At 68.5% G+C, this 15,485-nt stretch carries 14 protein-coding genes; 10 read left to right on the top strand and 4 right to left on the bottom strand.

The window, feature by feature from the left end; all coding sequences use genetic code 11:
• Nucleotides 1-50: 50 nt before the first annotated feature.
• Both ACFOSH_RS06840 and ACFOSH_RS06835 read right to left on the bottom strand, forming a co-directional pair.
• Complete coding sequence (locus ACFOSH_RS06840) at nucleotides 51-1,505, bottom strand: hypothetical protein (protein ID WP_378237909.1); 1,455 nt, start codon at nucleotides 1,503-1,505, stop codon at nucleotides 51-53.
• A gap of 79 nt (nucleotides 1,506-1,584) precedes the next feature.
• A complete protein-coding gene (locus ACFOSH_RS06835) occupies nucleotides 1,585-2,217 on the bottom strand; it encodes a peptidase inhibitor family I36 protein (protein ID WP_378237826.1) in 633 nt (210 codons plus the stop codon).
• Between the two features lie 151 nt (nucleotides 2,218-2,368).
• Here ACFOSH_RS06835 and ACFOSH_RS06830 point away from each other — a divergent pair, with 151 nt between their 5' ends.
• From ACFOSH_RS06830 to ACFOSH_RS06810, 5 genes are all read left to right on the top strand, one after another.
• Nucleotides 2,369-2,767 carry a hypothetical protein gene (locus ACFOSH_RS06830; RefSeq protein ID WP_378237825.1) on the top strand — a complete coding sequence of 133 codons (399 nt, stop codon included), beginning with the start codon at nucleotides 2,369-2,371 and terminating at the stop codon, nucleotides 2,765-2,767.
• Between the two features lie 99 nt (nucleotides 2,768-2,866).
• Nucleotides 2,867-3,304: a PPOX class F420-dependent oxidoreductase gene (locus tag ACFOSH_RS06825; RefSeq protein ID WP_378237824.1), complete on the top strand. Its 438-nt coding sequence runs from the start codon at nucleotides 2,867-2,869 to the stop codon at nucleotides 3,302-3,304.
• 507 nt (nucleotides 3,305-3,811) lie between these two features.
• Nucleotides 3,812-6,316: a PQQ-dependent sugar dehydrogenase gene (locus ACFOSH_RS06820; RefSeq protein WP_378237908.1), complete on the top strand. Its 2,505-nt coding sequence runs from the start codon at nucleotides 3,812-3,814 to the stop codon at nucleotides 6,314-6,316.
• A 214-nt stretch (nucleotides 6,317-6,530) separates the two neighbouring features.
• Complete coding sequence (locus ACFOSH_RS06815) at nucleotides 6,531-7,133, top strand: RICIN domain-containing protein (RefSeq protein WP_378237823.1); 603 nt, start codon at nucleotides 6,531-6,533, stop codon at nucleotides 7,131-7,133.
• A gap of 46 nt (nucleotides 7,134-7,179) precedes the next feature.
• The gene (locus tag ACFOSH_RS06810; RefSeq protein WP_378237822.1) at nucleotides 7,180-7,689 is read left to right on the top strand and encodes an NUDIX domain-containing protein; all 510 of its coding nucleotides are present in this window, start codon (nucleotides 7,180-7,182) and stop codon (nucleotides 7,687-7,689) included.
• Here ACFOSH_RS06810 and ACFOSH_RS06805 read toward each other — a convergent pair.
• The gene (locus ACFOSH_RS06805) at nucleotides 7,664-8,275 is read right to left on the bottom strand and encodes a TetR/AcrR family transcriptional regulator (RefSeq protein WP_378237821.1); all 612 of its coding nucleotides are present in this window, start codon (nucleotides 8,273-8,275) and stop codon (nucleotides 7,664-7,666) included. The two genes, ACFOSH_RS06810 and ACFOSH_RS06805, sit on opposite strands and share 26 nt — an antisense overlap.
• 85 nt (nucleotides 8,276-8,360) lie before the next feature.
• Between ACFOSH_RS06805 and ACFOSH_RS06800 the strand changes: the two genes are divergently transcribed.
• Nucleotides 8,361-9,239: a sterol desaturase family protein gene (locus tag ACFOSH_RS06800; RefSeq protein WP_378237820.1), complete on the top strand. Its 879-nt coding sequence runs from the start codon at nucleotides 8,361-8,363 to the stop codon at nucleotides 9,237-9,239.
• On the opposite strand, the gene ACFOSH_RS06795 is transcribed toward ACFOSH_RS06800, so the two are convergent.
• Complete coding sequence (locus ACFOSH_RS06795) at nucleotides 9,236-10,144, bottom strand: hypothetical protein (RefSeq protein ID WP_378237819.1); 909 nt, start codon at nucleotides 10,142-10,144, stop codon at nucleotides 9,236-9,238. The two genes, ACFOSH_RS06800 and ACFOSH_RS06795, sit on opposite strands and share 4 nt — an antisense overlap.
• A gap of 59 nt (nucleotides 10,145-10,203) precedes the next feature.
• Between ACFOSH_RS06795 and ACFOSH_RS06790 the strand changes: the two genes are divergently transcribed.
• Genes ACFOSH_RS06790 through ACFOSH_RS06775 form a run of 4 tightly spaced genes read left to right on the top strand, consistent with a single transcriptional unit; the run spans nucleotide 10,204 to nucleotide 15,444 of the window.
• A complete protein-coding gene (locus ACFOSH_RS06790) occupies nucleotides 10,204-12,558 on the top strand; it encodes an FHA domain-containing protein (protein WP_378237818.1) in 2,355 nt (784 codons plus the stop codon).
• Nucleotides 12,555-13,781 (top strand): glycosyltransferase family 4 protein, encoded by a 1,227-nt coding sequence (locus ACFOSH_RS06785; RefSeq protein WP_378237817.1) that lies wholly within the window; start codon nucleotides 12,555-12,557, stop codon nucleotides 13,779-13,781. Before ACFOSH_RS06790 ends, ACFOSH_RS06785 begins: the two co-directional genes overlap by 4 nt.
• Nucleotides 13,775-14,482, top strand: a complete 708-nt coding sequence (locus tag ACFOSH_RS06780) for a class I SAM-dependent methyltransferase (RefSeq protein ID WP_378237816.1) — start codon at nucleotides 13,775-13,777, stop codon at nucleotides 14,480-14,482. The genes ACFOSH_RS06785 and ACFOSH_RS06780 overlap by 7 nt, the downstream gene beginning before the upstream one ends.
• Nucleotides 14,479-15,444 (top strand): prenyltransferase, encoded by a 966-nt coding sequence (locus ACFOSH_RS06775; RefSeq protein ID WP_378237815.1) that lies wholly within the window; start codon nucleotides 14,479-14,481, stop codon nucleotides 15,442-15,444. The genes ACFOSH_RS06780 and ACFOSH_RS06775 overlap by 4 nt, the downstream gene beginning before the upstream one ends.
• Nucleotides 15,445-15,485: the final 41 nt, after the last annotated feature.

Genomic DNA, 15,485 nt, shown 5'->3' with positions numbered 1-15,485 from the left:
CGAGACGAGCCGGGCCGCGGATTCGACGTCCCCTGTAGAAATCGCCGTCGTCACGCGACCTCCTCCTCTTCCTGATCCTCACGATCGACCCTGGCCGACGAAAGCAGCAGATCCGCTCCGCCGAACTCGGGGTCTTCGAGCAGCGTGCCGTCGTCGACGGCCAGCAGCACCTGGCGTTGCCCCAGCCGCAGCGCCGCGCCGACCTCGGGACTGTAGGCGTGCACCGCCCGCAGCGCGACCAGGGCGGGCAGCCCGGGATCGATCCGGCGGGCCTCTTCGAGCAGCCCGGACAGCCTCCGTGGCACCTCCGGCAGATCGAGCAGGTCGTCGGCGAGGCGCCACTGCTCGTCGCCGAAGCGGTCGGTGACGTCGGCGGGCATCAGCTCGGGTTCGGGGATCTCGCCGACGAGCTGGTCGCGCTCCGGTGCCGGGCGCAGCAGCAGCGACACCAGCGAGGACAGCGACGGCACTGTCGGCGGGGAGATCCCGGCACCGGCGTGGAAGAACGACTCGGCGGGCGCGACGGCCTCGGCGATCGGCAGGCCCAGCGTCGGCATCAGGAGCTGGCCGAACAGGTCGATCGTCGCGCGCTGCGGCGGCCCGGAGAACTGCTGGCGGTCCTGTTCGGCGCGGAAGACCGCTCCGGCGTCGGCGAGCCTCGACTGCAGCCGGGTGTGGCGGCGGATGCAGTCGCCGACGATGTCGACGAGTTCGGCGGCCCGGCGTTTGCGGTCGAGGTCCTCGGTCTCGTCGCGGGACGCGGTGATGTTCTTGAGGATCGCGTTCTCGGCGCGGAAGCGGGACTCGATATGGGACAGCGCCTGGTCCAGCAGGTCCGGGACCTCGCGCTCCCAGTCGACGGCGCGCACGTCACGCCGAGTGGCGTCGAGTTTGGCGCGCAGCGTCTCGCCGTACTGGACTGTCCGGTAGCGGGCCTGCTCGGCGGCGAGTTTCGCGTCGGCGAGGCGGCCGCGGCTGATCAGGTTCTCCAGTTTGACCTCGGCCGCGATCTGCGCGGATTCGACGTCGGTGTCCAGCGCGCCGACCAGCACGTTGATCGCCTCGTCGGTGGCGCGCAGGTAGACCTCGCCGTCGGGCGCGGCGAGCTCGACCAGCAGCTTGAAGTCGAACTGACGGCGCTGGTAGCCGCCGCCGGGGCCGATGGAGCCGTAGACGCGGCGGAACCCGCGGTCGGTGGTGCCGACGTTGATCAGGTTGTCGAGGACCCACCGGGCGACCTTGGCGTGCTCGTCCGGCGTCCGGCCAGGCGCCTGGAGCGCGACGAACGGCAGCAGCCGCACGATCACCTGTTCGTGGTCGGCGCCGGTGTCGAAGTCCATCGACACGGTGACCTGGTCGATCGTGTGCAGGGCGATCTCGGCCATCTGGTAGATCGTGGCGTCCGCCCAGTCCAGCTTCGCCTTGCGCGCGTCGAGGTCGTGCAAGGGCGCGGTGCAGGCCAGCGCCTTGAGGCGGCGGGTCAGCCCCTCGTCGGCCAGCCCCATCCCGGTCAGCTCGTCGTCTCGCACAGCAGGCCAGGCTAGTCGGCACCCCCGACACCCCGCACGGGTGACCGGGCGGAGCTCAGGTGTGGATGTAGGACTGGATCAGGATCGAGGGTTCGGTGCCCCCTCGGTGCTGCAGGATCGTCCGGTCGCCACCGGCGCAGTCCCGCCCGGCGTAGCCCCAGTGCCGTTCCGCGCTGCGGTTCACCATCGACCTCGCGGGGAAAGGCAGCGGGACACACTGGCGACCGTCCCCGGCCCAGTCGGGTGGGAGCTGCACCTTGGCCCCGCCGTAGCCGGGTTCCGGCCAGAAACAGAGAAAACCTTCCACACACTCCGGAGCGACGACGGCAGCCGGAATCGGGCCGGAGCCGTTCGTGGACAGGACGAGCACGACGGAAGCGGCAGTGAGCACGGCGGCCACCGCCGAGCCCACCCGGATCGCGCGTCTTCGCCATGGCATGGCGCGCGACGGGCCCGTCTTCACCTCGCTCCGGATCCCGTCGAAGCGTTCGAACAGTTCGGGCTTGCCGCAGCCTCGCAGATAGCAGCGCAATTGCCCGGCCGTCGGCAGCAGGCCGTTCTCGATGTTGGAGACCCGCTGCCGGGTCAGCGCGTCCTGACCGACCACGGATCGCTTGGCGACGCATTCTTGAGTGAGCCTTCCGCGCTCCTCGCGCAGCAGTGCGCCGAACTCCTTCGCAGTGGACATGGTCCACCCCCTCCCCATCGCCATTCTGACGCGGCCGGTCACGGTGTCGCGGGACAAGACGCGACACCGTGAGACACCGTTTCCCCTGTTCAGGCCGCCTGTCGACTGCTGTCGTGGAGGTGTCGGACAGCCGATAAGGGAGGAATTAACCATGAAACGTTCACTCGTTCCGGTGGCCGCGGCCGCCGCTCTGCTCATCTCGGGCGCGAACTGGGCGCCGGCTTCGGCGTCGGAGGACGGCAACTGCACCCCGGTCGTGAACTGGTGCGGCGGGGTCTTCAACGACACCTCGCGCGTCGTCACGGTGTCCAGGAACTTCAACGGCCAGATCTACACCGACACCACACCGCTGAGCGCGGGCGGGCGGACCGGCCCGCGTACCGACATCGACGGGGTGCGGATCCCGGTGGGCTGCACCGCGCATCTGCGCACGATCGTCAACCGATGGGGCGGGGAGGACTACGACGGCGGCCCGGCCTACGCGTCGGGCACCTGGCACCGGATCCACGACGACGAGGTCGTCAAGATCACCCGGCTCGCCTGCCGGTAGCCGGGTCTGGACGCTGCCCGGCGACCGGGGGTCCGGGCAGCGTCCACCCCCGGGTGACCGGGGCTGCTCGCCGCCGCACGCCCCGGTAGCGTCTGATCCATGCGTGAAATGAGCCGGGACGAATGGTGGGGCTTCGCGAGCGAGGGCACCCGGACGGGCATGCTCGGCCTGGTGCGCGCCAACGGGGCGGCGATCGTGACGCCGGTGTGGTTCCTGCTGAACGAGGGGCCTCACGGGGACGAGCTGATCTTCACCACCGGGACGGACACCCTCAAGGGGAAGGCGCTGCGGCGCGACCCGCGGCTCTCACTGGCCGTCGACGACCAGAAGCCGCCGTACTCGTATGTGCAGTTCACCGCCGAGGCGGAATTGCACACCGACTACGACGAGATGCTCGAATGGGCGACCAAGCTCGGTGGCCGGTACATGGGCGCGGACAAGGCCGAGGCCTACGGCAAGCGCAACGCCGTACCCGAGGAGTCCTTGGTGCGAGCGCGGATCACGAAGGTGATCGCGCGGGCGGACATCGCCGGCTGACCCCTCTCTTTCTGACCGTCCTTAAGGGACTCTGCCGAGGCGCGGACGCGAGTGGTGTTCCAGTGAGAGGTACGGCAAACGTGTCGGGCTGGTGAAGGGGACTTTCGCCGCATCGCACGCGGGGAAGGCCCCAATGCCACATTGGGCGCACACCTCAACGCCATGACACGTTCGCCCTACCCCGCATTTAGTCCTCTGGATGCGGTAGTTGCCTGTGCAAGTACCGCATCCAGAGGACTAAATGCGCCCTAAAGGTGTCGCCGTCCCGCTGACCGCGACGCCGAGGATCACACTCCGTGAGTGTCTTCGTCGACTATTGACACGCAGCACCCACTGGTGTGTGATCTGACCCATAGATAGGAAAGTTTCCTAACTAAAACTCCACCTCCCGCCGGGTCCCGCCCGGTCCGCCGTTGCACCCTCCCGACCCCGACTTCACGCATGGAGGCTCCAGTGGCACCCCGACCACCGTGGCGCGCGCTTCTCACGTGTGCCGCCGCGACGGCGATGACCTTCGCCGTCCTGCCGGCCCTTCCCGCCGGCGCGGCACCGACCGACCTCGAATCCGAAGCCGCGACGATCTCCCAAGGCGCCGTCGAAAAGAACCACGCGGGCTATTCCGGCACCGGGTTCGTGAACTTCGACAACGTCGTCGGCAGCTATGTCGAGTACACGGTGAACGCCGCGCAGGCCGGAACCCAGACGCTGACTTTCCGCTACGCCAACGGAACCACGGTCGACAGGCCGGTCTCGCTGAGCGTCGGCGGCACGTCCGCCGGGACGCTGTCCTTCCCTGGCACCGGTGCGTGGACCACCTGGAAGACCGTCACCAAGGACGTCGCGCTGGCCGCCGGGGCCAACAAGATCCGCACCACCGCGACGACCGCGGAAGGCGGCCCCAACGCGGACAAGCTCACCGTGAGCGGAGTGGCCGACGCCGAAGCGCCGACCCCGCCCAAGAACCTGGCCGCCAAGGACGTCAAGGCCCGTAGCGCCACCTTCACCTGGGAGGCCGCGACCGACAACGTCGGCGTGGTCCGCTACGACGTCATGCGCGGCGGCAACGTCCTCAAGAGCGTCGACGGGAACACGCTCACCACGACCGTCGACAACCTGCAGCCGAACACGGCCTACGACATCTCCGTCGGCGCCTTCGACGCGGCCGGAAACCCTTCGCAGCAAAGCAATGTCGTGCAGTTCACGACACCGTCCAGCGGGGACACCACCCCGCCGACCGTGCCGGGGAACCTGCGCTCGACGTCGGTGACCGCGAACAGCGTCTCCTTGGCGTGGAACGCTTCCACGGACGACAGCGGCACCATCGCCGGCTATGACGTCTACCAGGGCACCACGAAGGTCGCGACGACGCCTTCGCTCGACGCCACGATCACCGGGCTGACCGCGAACACGTCGTACACGTTCACCGTGAAGGCCCGCGACCTCGACGGCAACGTCTCCGCCGCGAGCACCGCGCTGACCGCGAAGACGAGCGGGAACGCGGGCGGCGGGATTCCCGAGTACGACAAGGACATCACGAAGGCCGACCTCGCCTGGTCCGTCGACTTCCTGCCGGACGGCAGCGCGCTGGCGACCGAACGAGACCGGTTCGAGATCCTGCGGATCACGCCGTCGGGCGAGAAGACCACTGTCGGCAAGGTTCCCGGGGCTGTCGGCACCAACGGCGAGGGCGGTCTGCTCGGCATCGCGATCTCGCCGAACTACGCCAGCGACCACTCGATCTTCCTGTACCACACGGCTTCCGGCGACAACCGGATCGTGAAAATGACCTACGACAACGGAAAGCTGTCTTCGACGTCGACTCCGGTCCTCACCGGGATCGCCAAGAACCGTTACCACAACGGCGGACGGCTGCGCTTCGGTCCGGACGGCAAGCTCTACGTCACCGCCGGCGACGGGCAGAACAAGGACACCGCGCAGAACAAGGGCTCGCTCAACGGCAAGATCCTGCGGGTCAACCCCGACGGCTCGGCACCGAACGACAACCCGTTCTTCTCCACCGGCGGCAACGCCCGCTACGTCTGGAGTTTCGGGCACCGCAACCCGCAGGGCCTGGCGTGGGACTCCCGCGGCCAGCTGTGGGCTTCGGAGTTCGGCGACGGCAAGCTGGACGAGCTCAACCTGATCCAGAAGGGCGGCAACTTCGGCTGGCCCCAGTGTGAGGGCACCGACGGCAGCTGCGGTGGCACGGTCGCGCCGAAGAAGACCTGGCCGACCAGTTCCGGCGGGCCGAGCGGGATCGAGATCGTCAACGACTGGATCTACGTCGCGGCTGTCACCAGCGAGCAGCTCTTCGCCACGCAGATCAACGCGGCGGGCACCGGCGTCGGTTCGGTGCAGTCGCTGTTCTCCGGCCGCTGGGGCAGGCTCCGCTCGGTCACCAAGACCCCGGACGGCGGCCTGTGGGTCACCTCGACCAACGCGGACAAGAACGGCGGCACGCCGAGCGGGATCGACAACGTGGTGGTGCGGCTGAAGTTCCCTGGTGCCTCGCAGCCGGGAGCGTTCAAGCTGGCCAGTTCCGCGTTCGCCGACAACGCCACCATCCCGGACAAGTACACCTGCGCCGGTGACGGCACCGCGGGCCAGGACACTTCCCCACCGCTGGCGTGGGGTGCCGGGACCACCAATGCCAAGGGATACGCCGTCGTCTTCGCCGACGTGGCCAACAACGGCAACAAACTGCACTGGGCGATCTGGGACATCCCGGCGTCCGCGGCGTCGCTGTCCGAAGGTCTGGGAGCGGGTTACACCGTCCCGAACCAGAACGGCGCCAAGCAGAAGGCCATGGGCAGCGGGGCGAACTCGCAGAAGTACTTCGGCCCCTGCCCCGGCGGTTCCAGCCATCCCTACACGTTCACGCTCTACGCGTTGAACACGGCGACGGTGCCGGGCTTGTCTTCGTCCTCGACGATGGCGCAGATCGAGACGGCGATCAAGAACGCCTCGACGGCCAACGTCAAACTGCGCGGCAAATCCCAAGCCGCGTCCTGAGTCACGGCCGGGGTGTCCGGAGCGGCGCCGGGCACCCCGACCGTATCCAGTGTGAACTGGAGAGACGCCACCCCGTCCGGGATTTCCCGACGGGGTGGCGTTTTCGTGGGAAACAACCTCGTTGACGCCGTCTCGGCCGGACGGCAAGATCATGGTCAGCAGGTTGTCCTGGTCGGGGCCCAGTGGAGACACCTGCGGTGAACTGGGGAGAAAAATGCGTAATCTCAAGCGATTCCTCGTGTCCATGACCGTGCTCGCCGGATTCTCGGCGCTGTTCGGCGCGCCCGCCGCACAGGCGGACCAGCGCATCGACATCGGCCAGCTGTCGCTGCGGCCCGTCAAGATCCACGGCGTGGGTATCGCCGCTCAGCAGCAGGCGTACCTGATCGGCCCGGCGTCCGACGAGAGCCGCTGCCTGGACGCGGATCTGGGCACCATCAACGGAAACGGCACCAAGGTCCAGCTGTGGACCTGTCTCGTCCAGCCGGACAACACCTTCCCTGCCAACCAGGGCTGGTACGTCACCCAGATCCCCGAGGGCCACTACCGCTTCCAGAACGCCCAGAGCGGGCGGTACCTGGACGCCGACCTCGGCTCGATCGACCGCAACGGCACCAAGATCCAGCTCTGGGACTACCTGCCCGCCGCGTCGAACCAGTGGTTCTCGGTCACCGAGAACCCCGAGGGCTTCCTGCGTCTGCAGAACGTGCGCAACGGCCGCTACCTCGACTCCGACCTCGGCACCGCGGGGCGTGACGGCGGCGTCGTGCAGCTGTGGGACTTCGTGTCGGGCGCCAAGAACCAGTGGTGGTTCTGATCCAGGCCTGATGTCCGGTCCTTCACCGGCCGCTAAGCTTCGGCCGGTGAAGGACTGGACGTTCTGCCCCCGCTGTGGCGACCGGACAAGGCTCGCCGGCGAAGGCGAAGAAACTCATGCCGAGTGCCCCGCATGTGGCTTCACCAAATACGACAACCCGCTGCCGACCACGGTCGGTCTCATCCTCGACGGCGACCGGATCCTGTTGCTGCGCAGGGAACACGAGCCCCGGAAGGGCAGCTGGGACACCGTCGGCGGCTTCCTCTCCGGCGCCGAGACCGCCGAGGAGAACCTCGTCCGCGAAGGACTCGAGGAGATCGGCTGCGAACTCCGGAATCTCCGGTTCGCCGGATCGTATTCGTCGGTCTACGGCGACACCGGCTTGAAGACGATCGGGCTCGCCTTCACCTGCGAACTCCCACCGGACGCGGAAATCGTGCTGTCGGAAGAGAATTCCGAGTACGCCTGGTTCCCGCTGGCCGACCGGCCGCCGCTCGCCTTCGCCGACTGCGAGGCAGCTGCCGCCGCGCTCACCAGCCGAACAGGTTCCGCATGATCCGCGAACACCGCTCGGTCATCGCCGCGGCGTCCTGATCCGGCTGGTCGATCCACCAGCTGATGAGTGAATCGACCACTCCGGTCCACACCTGGGCGATCGCCTCGATGTCGCGATCGTCGTCCAGTCCCCGCGAGTGCATCAGCTGGGCGGCGCCGATCAGCGCGAACCCGTCGAGCCGGTAGCGGTAGTCGACCGCGACACCGGCGATCTCACCGGTCGAAGGCACCGTCGAGTCACGAAGCAGCTTCCACGCGTACCTGTCGTTGTCGAACGTCTCGAAAATGGCCGAGAGCACCGCGAGCGGCATCCCTTCGGGCGGCGCGCCCTCCTCCGCCATCGTCTCGGCGACCCCTTCGGTCAGCCTGTCCCCCGCACGGTGCAGGCAGGCGAGGTACAGCCCGTCCTTCGAACCGAAGTACTGGTACAGCAAGGGTTTCGTGACACCGACCCGGCGGGCGATCTCCACCATCGACGCCCCGGCGTACCCGTTCTTGCCGAACTCCTCCGTCCCGGCGCGCACGATCTGGGTTTCCCGCTCTTCACGGGGCACCCCCTTCGTGCCGACGGCCCTTGCTTCAGTCACGGCGGGTATCTTACCCTGAGGTAAATGACCCTAGGGTAAGTTACCTGGCAGTCAGATCACGAGACCTGGAAGAGGGTGCGGCGCGGTGGCGGATTTTCTTGCCCATCTGAGTGACCCGGTACTGATGGCGACACCGGTGTTCCTGCTGTTCGTCGCGATCGAGATCCTCGCGCTGCACGTGCTGGGCCACGACGACAACGTCATCGGCTACAGCGTCAAGGACACCCGGACCAGCATGTCCATGGGCGCGGTGGCGGTGGTGATCAACGGCGTCTTCCGCATCGGCATGCTCTTCGTGTTCGCCGCGCTCTACGAACTGGCGCCGGTGAAGTTCAGCCCGCACGACTGGTGGACCTGGGTCATGATGTTGCTGGGCCAGGAAGTCGTCTTCTACGCCTACCACCGGGCGAGCCACCGCGTCCGGCTCATGTGGGCGGGCCACCAGGTGCATCATTCGAGCGAGCACTACAACTTCTCGACGGCGCTGCGGCAGAAGTGGACCCCGTACTTCCAGCTGCCATTCTGGTCGATCCTCGCCATCGCCGGCATTCCCCCGTGGATGATCCTCACCGGACTGTCGATCGACCTCGTCTACCAGTTCTTCGTGCACACCGAGAAGATCCGGAAGCTGCCGCGCTGGTTCGAGTACGTGTTCAACACGCCTTCACACCATCGTGTGCACCACGGCAGCGACCAGGAGTACCTGGACGCGAACTACGGCGGCATCCTGATCATCTGGGACCGGATGTTCGGCAGTTTCGTACCCGAGGGCAAGCGGCCGACCTACGGGCTGACCAAGAACGTCGAGTCCCACAACCTGCTCAAGGTCGGTTTCCACGAGTACGGCTCGATCCTGCGCGACGTCCGCGCGGCCGGATCGTGGCGGGACAAACTCGGGTACGTGTTCGGCCCGCCGGGCTGGCAACCCGCGGCGGTCAAGGCGCTGAGCGCGACCGCGAGCTAGGACAACGTCTTGGAGAGGACCTCGCCGGTCCGGCGCTTGGCGAGGTAGAACGCCGCCTCGTGCGGTTTCGCCCCGTTGTCGACCGTGTATCCGCTGTCCAGGACGCCGTCGGCGCCGGGGAACAGCGGGCCGAGGTCCGGTTTCGCGGCGACAAGGTCGTCCCTGTCGGCCAGGTTCACCCAGCTCGCGACGCCGGGCGGGACGGACGGCGGCTGCGGGCGGGTCCGTTCGTAGACCACCGTGCGCAGGCCGAGCGGCGACCCCAGGGTGAGCAGCAACGGCAGTGGGCGGCCGTGCAGATGGGCGGCTTCGTAGGCGACGACGGAACCGAGCGAGTGCCCGATGATCGCCTCGGTCTCCGGTCCGATGTGCTCGGCGACGCGATCCTGAACCTGTTTCCGGATCGTCTCGTCGGTGAGGTAGAGCGTCACCTGTCTGAGCGCCTTGACCACCACGCGTTCGGCGAACGCCACCCCGAGCCTCGCGAACGGCCGCAGCCGCACCAGCGCGTTCAGCACCGGACGGGCTGCCGCGCGGACGCCTTGGTACTCCTCGGAGGCGCCGCCGAGCTGGGCCAGATCGGTCCGTGCCCGGCTCCGGTCGCTTTCCCGAGACGACCGGGAGGCCGCGTTCCGGAGCCATTCCGCCGCCAGCGCCTCGGCGAGCCCCCACTCTTCGACGGTCAGTTCGTCGGCGCCGCCCTGCTGGCCGTCGCGGAGGAAAAGGTCGCCGTAGAAGGCCATCCGCGCGTCGCCGGGCCGGGAGTCACGCCACAGGGTGTCGGCCAGTGCGTGATCGCCGGCGAGCCGGACCCCGCCCGCGAGGCTCGGCAGCCATTCCGCCTCGAGGGTGTCCGCGGACTTCTGTTCCTGGGCGATGCCGTGCACCAGAACGATCCGAGCCATGGCGCACAGTATCGTCGAAGTGCTTGCCGGTGCACCGCCGATGAGACAAAGTGATCTCCGTGGGAGAGCGGAGGTCGTTGGTCGTCGCGTCGCAATGCGATTCGCTGAACCTTCTCTCGTTCCTCCCCGACGTCGGCCACGAGGTTTCGACGGCCTTGCTGGATCCTGGCATCGGCGGCTGTGTCCCCGCCCTCGCGGACGGCCGCGGCCTGCTGGTCGACCCGACGATGACCGAACTCGACGACGCGCTGGCCGAGGCGTTCGAACGCGCGGCGGAGGACGAGGCGACACTTTTCCTGTCGCTCGTCGGGCACGGCGAATACGCCGCCGACGACTTCTACTTCCTCACCAAGGAAACCAGCCTGCCGGTGGACAGCCGGAAGTCCTTCCTGTTCGCCCAGCGGATCAAGGAACTGCTCGGCCGTCATTCGACGCTCGACGGCCTGGTCATCCTGCTCGACACCTGCCACGCGGGGATCGGCGCGCTGCAGGCGGGCAGGCGCTGGCTGCGGATCGTCGGCGAAGCGGGCAGACGGTTCGACCTGCTCACCGCGTCCGACGACCGCGTCGCGGCCAACGGTTGCTTCAGCCGCTCGCTGGTCACCGTCCTGCGCTCGGGGCACACGAGTTTCGGCGAACACGTCCGCTGCGCGGATCTCAAGCGGGTCATCACCGGGCTGTGCCCGGCGCAGACCGCGATCCACCTCGGTTTCGACGGCACCCGCGAGGTCGTCGGAGCCGATCAGGGACTGTGGCTGGCGCTCAACTCCTCCCCCGCGTGGCGTCGTTCGCCGCTGGCAGGCAATCCCGCGGCGCCGGACATCGAACGGCTGACCGCGAACTACCGGCAGAAGCCGGAGCTCGGGGAGACCGTCGGGCACCTGCTCACCGGGGCTCGCCTGGTCGCGATCACCGGTGCGGCCGGTGCCGGGAAATCGGCGACGCTGGCCGCGCTCGCCCGCCCGTCGGTGGCGGGATCCTATGTGCCGCCGGACTTCCTGCACGCCGTGCTGTTCGCCACCCGTGGGCAGACCGCGGAACAGCTCGCACGGGAGCTGGCCCGGCAGCTGCGGCACACGATCCCGTGGTTCGCCGAGTCCCGCGAGCGCTTCCTGAGCACCCTCGACGAGAGCGCACGCAACGGCGCAAGCGCTTTCGATCTGGCCATTCTCGGCCCGCTGCGGACCGTCACTCCACAGTGGACGGCAAGCCCGGTGCGGATCGCGATGGACGGGCTGGACGACCTCGACCCGGACGTCGCCTCGCGCCTGAACGGCTTTCTGCGGAGCCTGTCCACCGATCCGGACCTGTCGTGGGTGAAGACGGTGGTGGCGACGCGAACCCCGGAGAACCTTCCGGACGCGAAAGTCGTGCGCCTGTCCCTGGCGCCCGGTCTCCCCTGGCAGGATCCCCCGATCATCGGGGACCCGGGACCCACGCACGGGGGTCGTCCGAGGGGAGACGAACGCAGAGAGCCCGCCCACGACGCCGGTTCGGTCACGTCTCCGACGATCACGCCCGCCTCGCTGATCATCGACGTTCCGGGCCAACCTCCCGTCAACCACGAACTGTCCTTCGGGATCACCACCCTCGGCCGCAGCCGCCAAGCCGGTCTCCGCCTCGCCGATTCGCGGGTCTCCCGCATGCAGTGCAAAATCCGCTGGAACGGCGAGAGCGCGTGGCTGACCGACCTGGACTCGGCCAACGGCACCTTCGTCAACGGGGAGCGGGTGCTGAGCGTCGGGCTGTCGCATCGCGACGTGGTCCGGGTCGGCGATTCGACCGTAACCTTCATCAGCGTCGGCCAGGAGGAGCAATGGCCGGAAGCCGACGAGGACACCGGTTCGACAGCCTCACCGCGCCCGGCGCAAGCGATCTTGCTGGACCTGCTGCACCTGGCGGCCTCTCGCGGCCCGATCCCGATCTCGATCCTGACCAGGGCGAGCGCGGCGAGCGGCGGTCCGGACCGGACGGTCTACGTCCGGGACGTGCTGGCCGGACTGGGTGGCACGGTGAGCCGGGCGGCGGCGGGACTGCCGACCGAAACCGTGCTGTGGACCGGTGGCGCGGCCTCGCCACCTCCCGGCGACGCGGCACGGTTGCATAGCCGGCTGGCGGCCGCGTCCGGCGAGGTCGAACCGCCCTCCGGCACCGCGGAACCGACGAACGAGCAGAACTACGCTTCCGCCAACGAAGCGGAGCATCTGTGGCTGGCGGGGCTGCGAGAGGACGCGCTCCTCGCACTGGAACGCCGCGTGTCCGGCATCCCTCTCGAAAATCGGGAACGCTGGGCCATGTGGTCGCGGCGCGCGGCCCGGGAACTGGGCGAGGCCGACCCCATCACGTCACGCTGCGAGACCTGGCACGGGTTCTGGGTGAGGAAAACGGCCGAACCACCGGGGAATGATCGGTGACGGCCCTGCGGATAGCCCTGCTGAGCTACCGGGGAAATCCTCGTTCCGGCGGGCAAGGCGTGTACGTACGGCATCTGAGCCGCGAACTCGCCGGGCTGGGCCACCGGGTCGAGGTGCTGGCCGGGCCGCCTTACCCGGAGGTCGAAGACGGTGTGCGGCTGACGAAGCTGCCGGGACTCGATCTGTTCGCCGAGCCGAACCCCTTCCGCACCCCGAGGCTTGCGGAACTCCGCGACCTGCCCGCTTGGGTGGAGTTCCTCGGTATGCGGCGCGGTGGCTTTCCCGAGCCACTGGCCTTCTCACTGCGCGCCGCCCGGCACCTCTCGAAGCGACGGCACGAATTCGACGTCGTGCACGACAATCAGGGGCTCGGCTACGGAATGCTCCACTGTGGACTTCCGACGATCGCGACCATCCACCACCCCATCGCGGTGGACCGGGATCTGAAACTCGCCACCGTCACCGGCCGAGAGGCGGACCGGGTCGACCGGTGGTATGGCTTCGTCCACATGCAACATCGTGTCGCACGACGGCTGCCCGCGCTTACGGTCTCCCGCGCCTCAGGCGAAGCGATCACTCGTGAGATGGGGGTCCCGAAGGACCGGATCCGGGTCGTACCGCTCGCGGCCGACAGCCGGATCTTCAAGCCCAGACCCGGGATCGCGCGGGTGCCGGGCAGGGTCGTCACCACCGCCAGCGCGGACGAACCCCTCAAAGGCCTGGACGTCCTGCTCAAGGCCTGGGCGAAGGTCGACGGCGAACTGGTCGTGGTGGGCAAGCCGAAATCGGGCGGACCGACGGCGCGGGCCATGGCGGACCTCGGTCCCGCCGCGAACGTGCGATTCGTCAACGGTCTCTCGGACGACGACCTGGCCGGGCTTCTCTGTTCGGCGGAAGTCGTGTGCGTGCCGTCGCTGTTCGAAGGCTTCTCGCTGCCCGCGGCGGAAGCGATGGCCTGTGGGACACCGGTGGTGGCCACGACCGCGGGCGCACTGCCCGAAGTCGTCGGAGACGCCGGAATCCTGGTGCCACCAGGCGATCCCGGCATCCTCGCGGACGCGATCAACGCGCTCCTCGGCGACGGCGGGCATCGTGCCGAACTCTCGGCGCGAAGTCTTGCCGCCGCGGCGAAGTTGAGCTGGCGGCGAACGGCGGAGAAGACCGCGGCCTGCTACCGGGAGATCCTCGGCAGCGCGCCGGAACAGGAGCGTGCCGAGTGCTGACCGTCGATTTCGACCGATTCCGAGTCGGCCCGGGAGACCGGGTGCTCGACATCGGCTGCGGTGACGGGCGGCACGCCTATGCGGCCTACAAACGGGGCGCGGACGTGATCGCCGCGGATCTCGACGACACCGCGCTGAAGGATGTTCGGGACATGTTCGCCAACATCGCCGAAGCCGGAGAAGCCCCGGCCTCGGCGTCGGCACTGACCGTCCGCGCGAACGCCCTCCGGCTTCCCTTCCCGGACGGCGCCTTCAACCGGGTGATCGTGGCGGAGACACTGGAACACATTCAAGCCGACCGTGCCGTGCTCGCGGAGATAAGCCGGGTTCTGGCTCCCGGCGGCCTGGTCGTGGCGACCGTGCCCCGCTGGTGGCCGGAGCGGATCTGCTGGCTGCTTTCGGACGAGTACCACGAGGTCGAAGGCGGGCACATCCGGATCTACCGGCGCGGCGAACTCCTCGGACGCCTGCGTGAGGCGGGCTTGCGCCCCTTGGGCGGTCATCACGCGCACGCGCTGCATTCGCCCTACTGGTGGCTGAAATGCGCGGTCGGCCCCGATACCGATCACCGGCTTTGCGAGCTGTACCACCGATTCCTGGTGTGGGACATCATGCGGAGCCCCCGCCCGGTCCGGCTCGCCGAACGCGTGCTGAACCCGGTACTCGGCAAAAGCCTCGTCGTCTACGCCCGCAAGCCATGAAGACCGCCGCGGCCACGATCGCCGCCGTGCAGCGGCCGGACGGCGGGATTCCCTGGCAGGCGGGCGGTCACCTCGACCCGTGGAACCATATCGAAGCCGCGATGGGTCTCGATGTCGCCGGGATGCACGCGGAAGCGGAAGCCGCCTACGACTGGCTCGCCCGCACTCAACGAGCCGACGGCTCCTGGGCAGCCGAGTACCGAGACGGCGAAGTCATTCTGTCCACTATGGACACCAACTTCACGGCCTATGTCGCTGTCGGAGTCAGGCACCATTTTCTGGCGACCGCCGACCGGACGTTCGTGGAACGCTTGTGGCCCGTGGTGGACCGTTCTCTCGACGCCGTCGTGCGGTGTCAGCAGCCATCGGGCGCCATCGCCTGGCGAGCCGATCCCCTGGTCCGGCTGGTCGCCGGGTGCAGCAGCATCCACCACGCACTGAACCAGGCACTCGCGCTCGCTCGCGCGGTGGGGCAGGACCGGCCCCAGTGGGTCTTCGCGGCACGGCGACTGCGGACCGCGCTCGTCGAAGAGCCGGATGTGTTCGCCACGAAGCCGCACGCGATGGATTGGTACTACCCGGTTCTGGGTTCAGTGCTGACCGGATCCGAGGCGACGGAACGGATCGAGGCCGGTTGGAGCCGATTCGTCGAACCGGGCTTCGGCGTGCGGTGCGTCCACCACGAACCGTGGGCGACCGGCGGCGAGACGGCCGAACTGGCCCTCACCCTCGCCACCCGCGGTGACCGGGCGCGTGCCGCCGAGCTCCTCGGGTGCGTCGCCCGGCTGAGGCACGACGACGGCTCGTACTGGACCGGCTACCAGTTCGCGGACAAGGAGTTCTGGCCGGACGAGCGCACCACGTGGACCGCGGGAGCCGTCCTTCTGGCCACCGCCGCAGTGCGGGGCGACGCGGCGACTTGCGAGGTCTTCGGCGAAACGCCCCTTGAGCCCCGCGTTTAGTCCTCTGCTTGCGATCGATGCACGCGCAAGGGCCGCAACTA

The organism is Amycolatopsis speibonae, assembly GCF_042647925.1.
GTDB classification, from domain to species: domain Bacteria; phylum Actinomycetota; class Actinomycetes; order Mycobacteriales; family Pseudonocardiaceae; genus Amycolatopsis; species Amycolatopsis speibonae.
The sequence above is the reverse complement of the archived record's forward strand: the minus strand, read 5'-3'. Positions and strand labels throughout refer to the sequence as shown.

What these genes read in the sequence shown, in the direction of transcription:
- ACFOSH_RS06840 (WP_378237909.1), bottom strand. Translation starts at nt 1,505, where the DNA reads ATGGGGCTGGCCGACGAGGGGCTGACCCGCCGCCTCAAGGCGCTGGCC.
- ACFOSH_RS06835 (WP_378237826.1), bottom strand. Translation starts at nt 2,217, where the DNA reads ATGTCCACTGCGAAGGAGTTCGGCGCACTGCTGCGCGAGGAGCGCGGA.
- ACFOSH_RS06830 (WP_378237825.1), top strand. Translation starts at nt 2,369, where the DNA reads ATGAAACGTTCACTCGTTCCGGTGGCCGCGGCCGCCGCTCTGCTCATC.
- ACFOSH_RS06825 (WP_378237824.1), top strand. Translation starts at nt 2,867, where the DNA reads ATGCGTGAAATGAGCCGGGACGAATGGTGGGGCTTCGCGAGCGAGGGC.
- ACFOSH_RS06820 (WP_378237908.1), top strand. Translation starts at nt 3,812, where the DNA reads ATGACCTTCGCCGTCCTGCCGGCCCTTCCCGCCGGCGCGGCACCGACC.
- ACFOSH_RS06815 (WP_378237823.1), top strand. Translation starts at nt 6,531, where the DNA reads ATGCGTAATCTCAAGCGATTCCTCGTGTCCATGACCGTGCTCGCCGGA.
- ACFOSH_RS06795 (WP_378237819.1), bottom strand. Translation starts at nt 10,144, where the DNA reads ATGGCTCGGATCGTTCTGGTGCACGGCATCGCCCAGGAACAGAAGTCC.
- ACFOSH_RS06775 (WP_378237815.1), top strand. Translation starts at nt 14,479, where the DNA reads ATGAAGACCGCCGCGGCCACGATCGCCGCCGTGCAGCGGCCGGACGGC.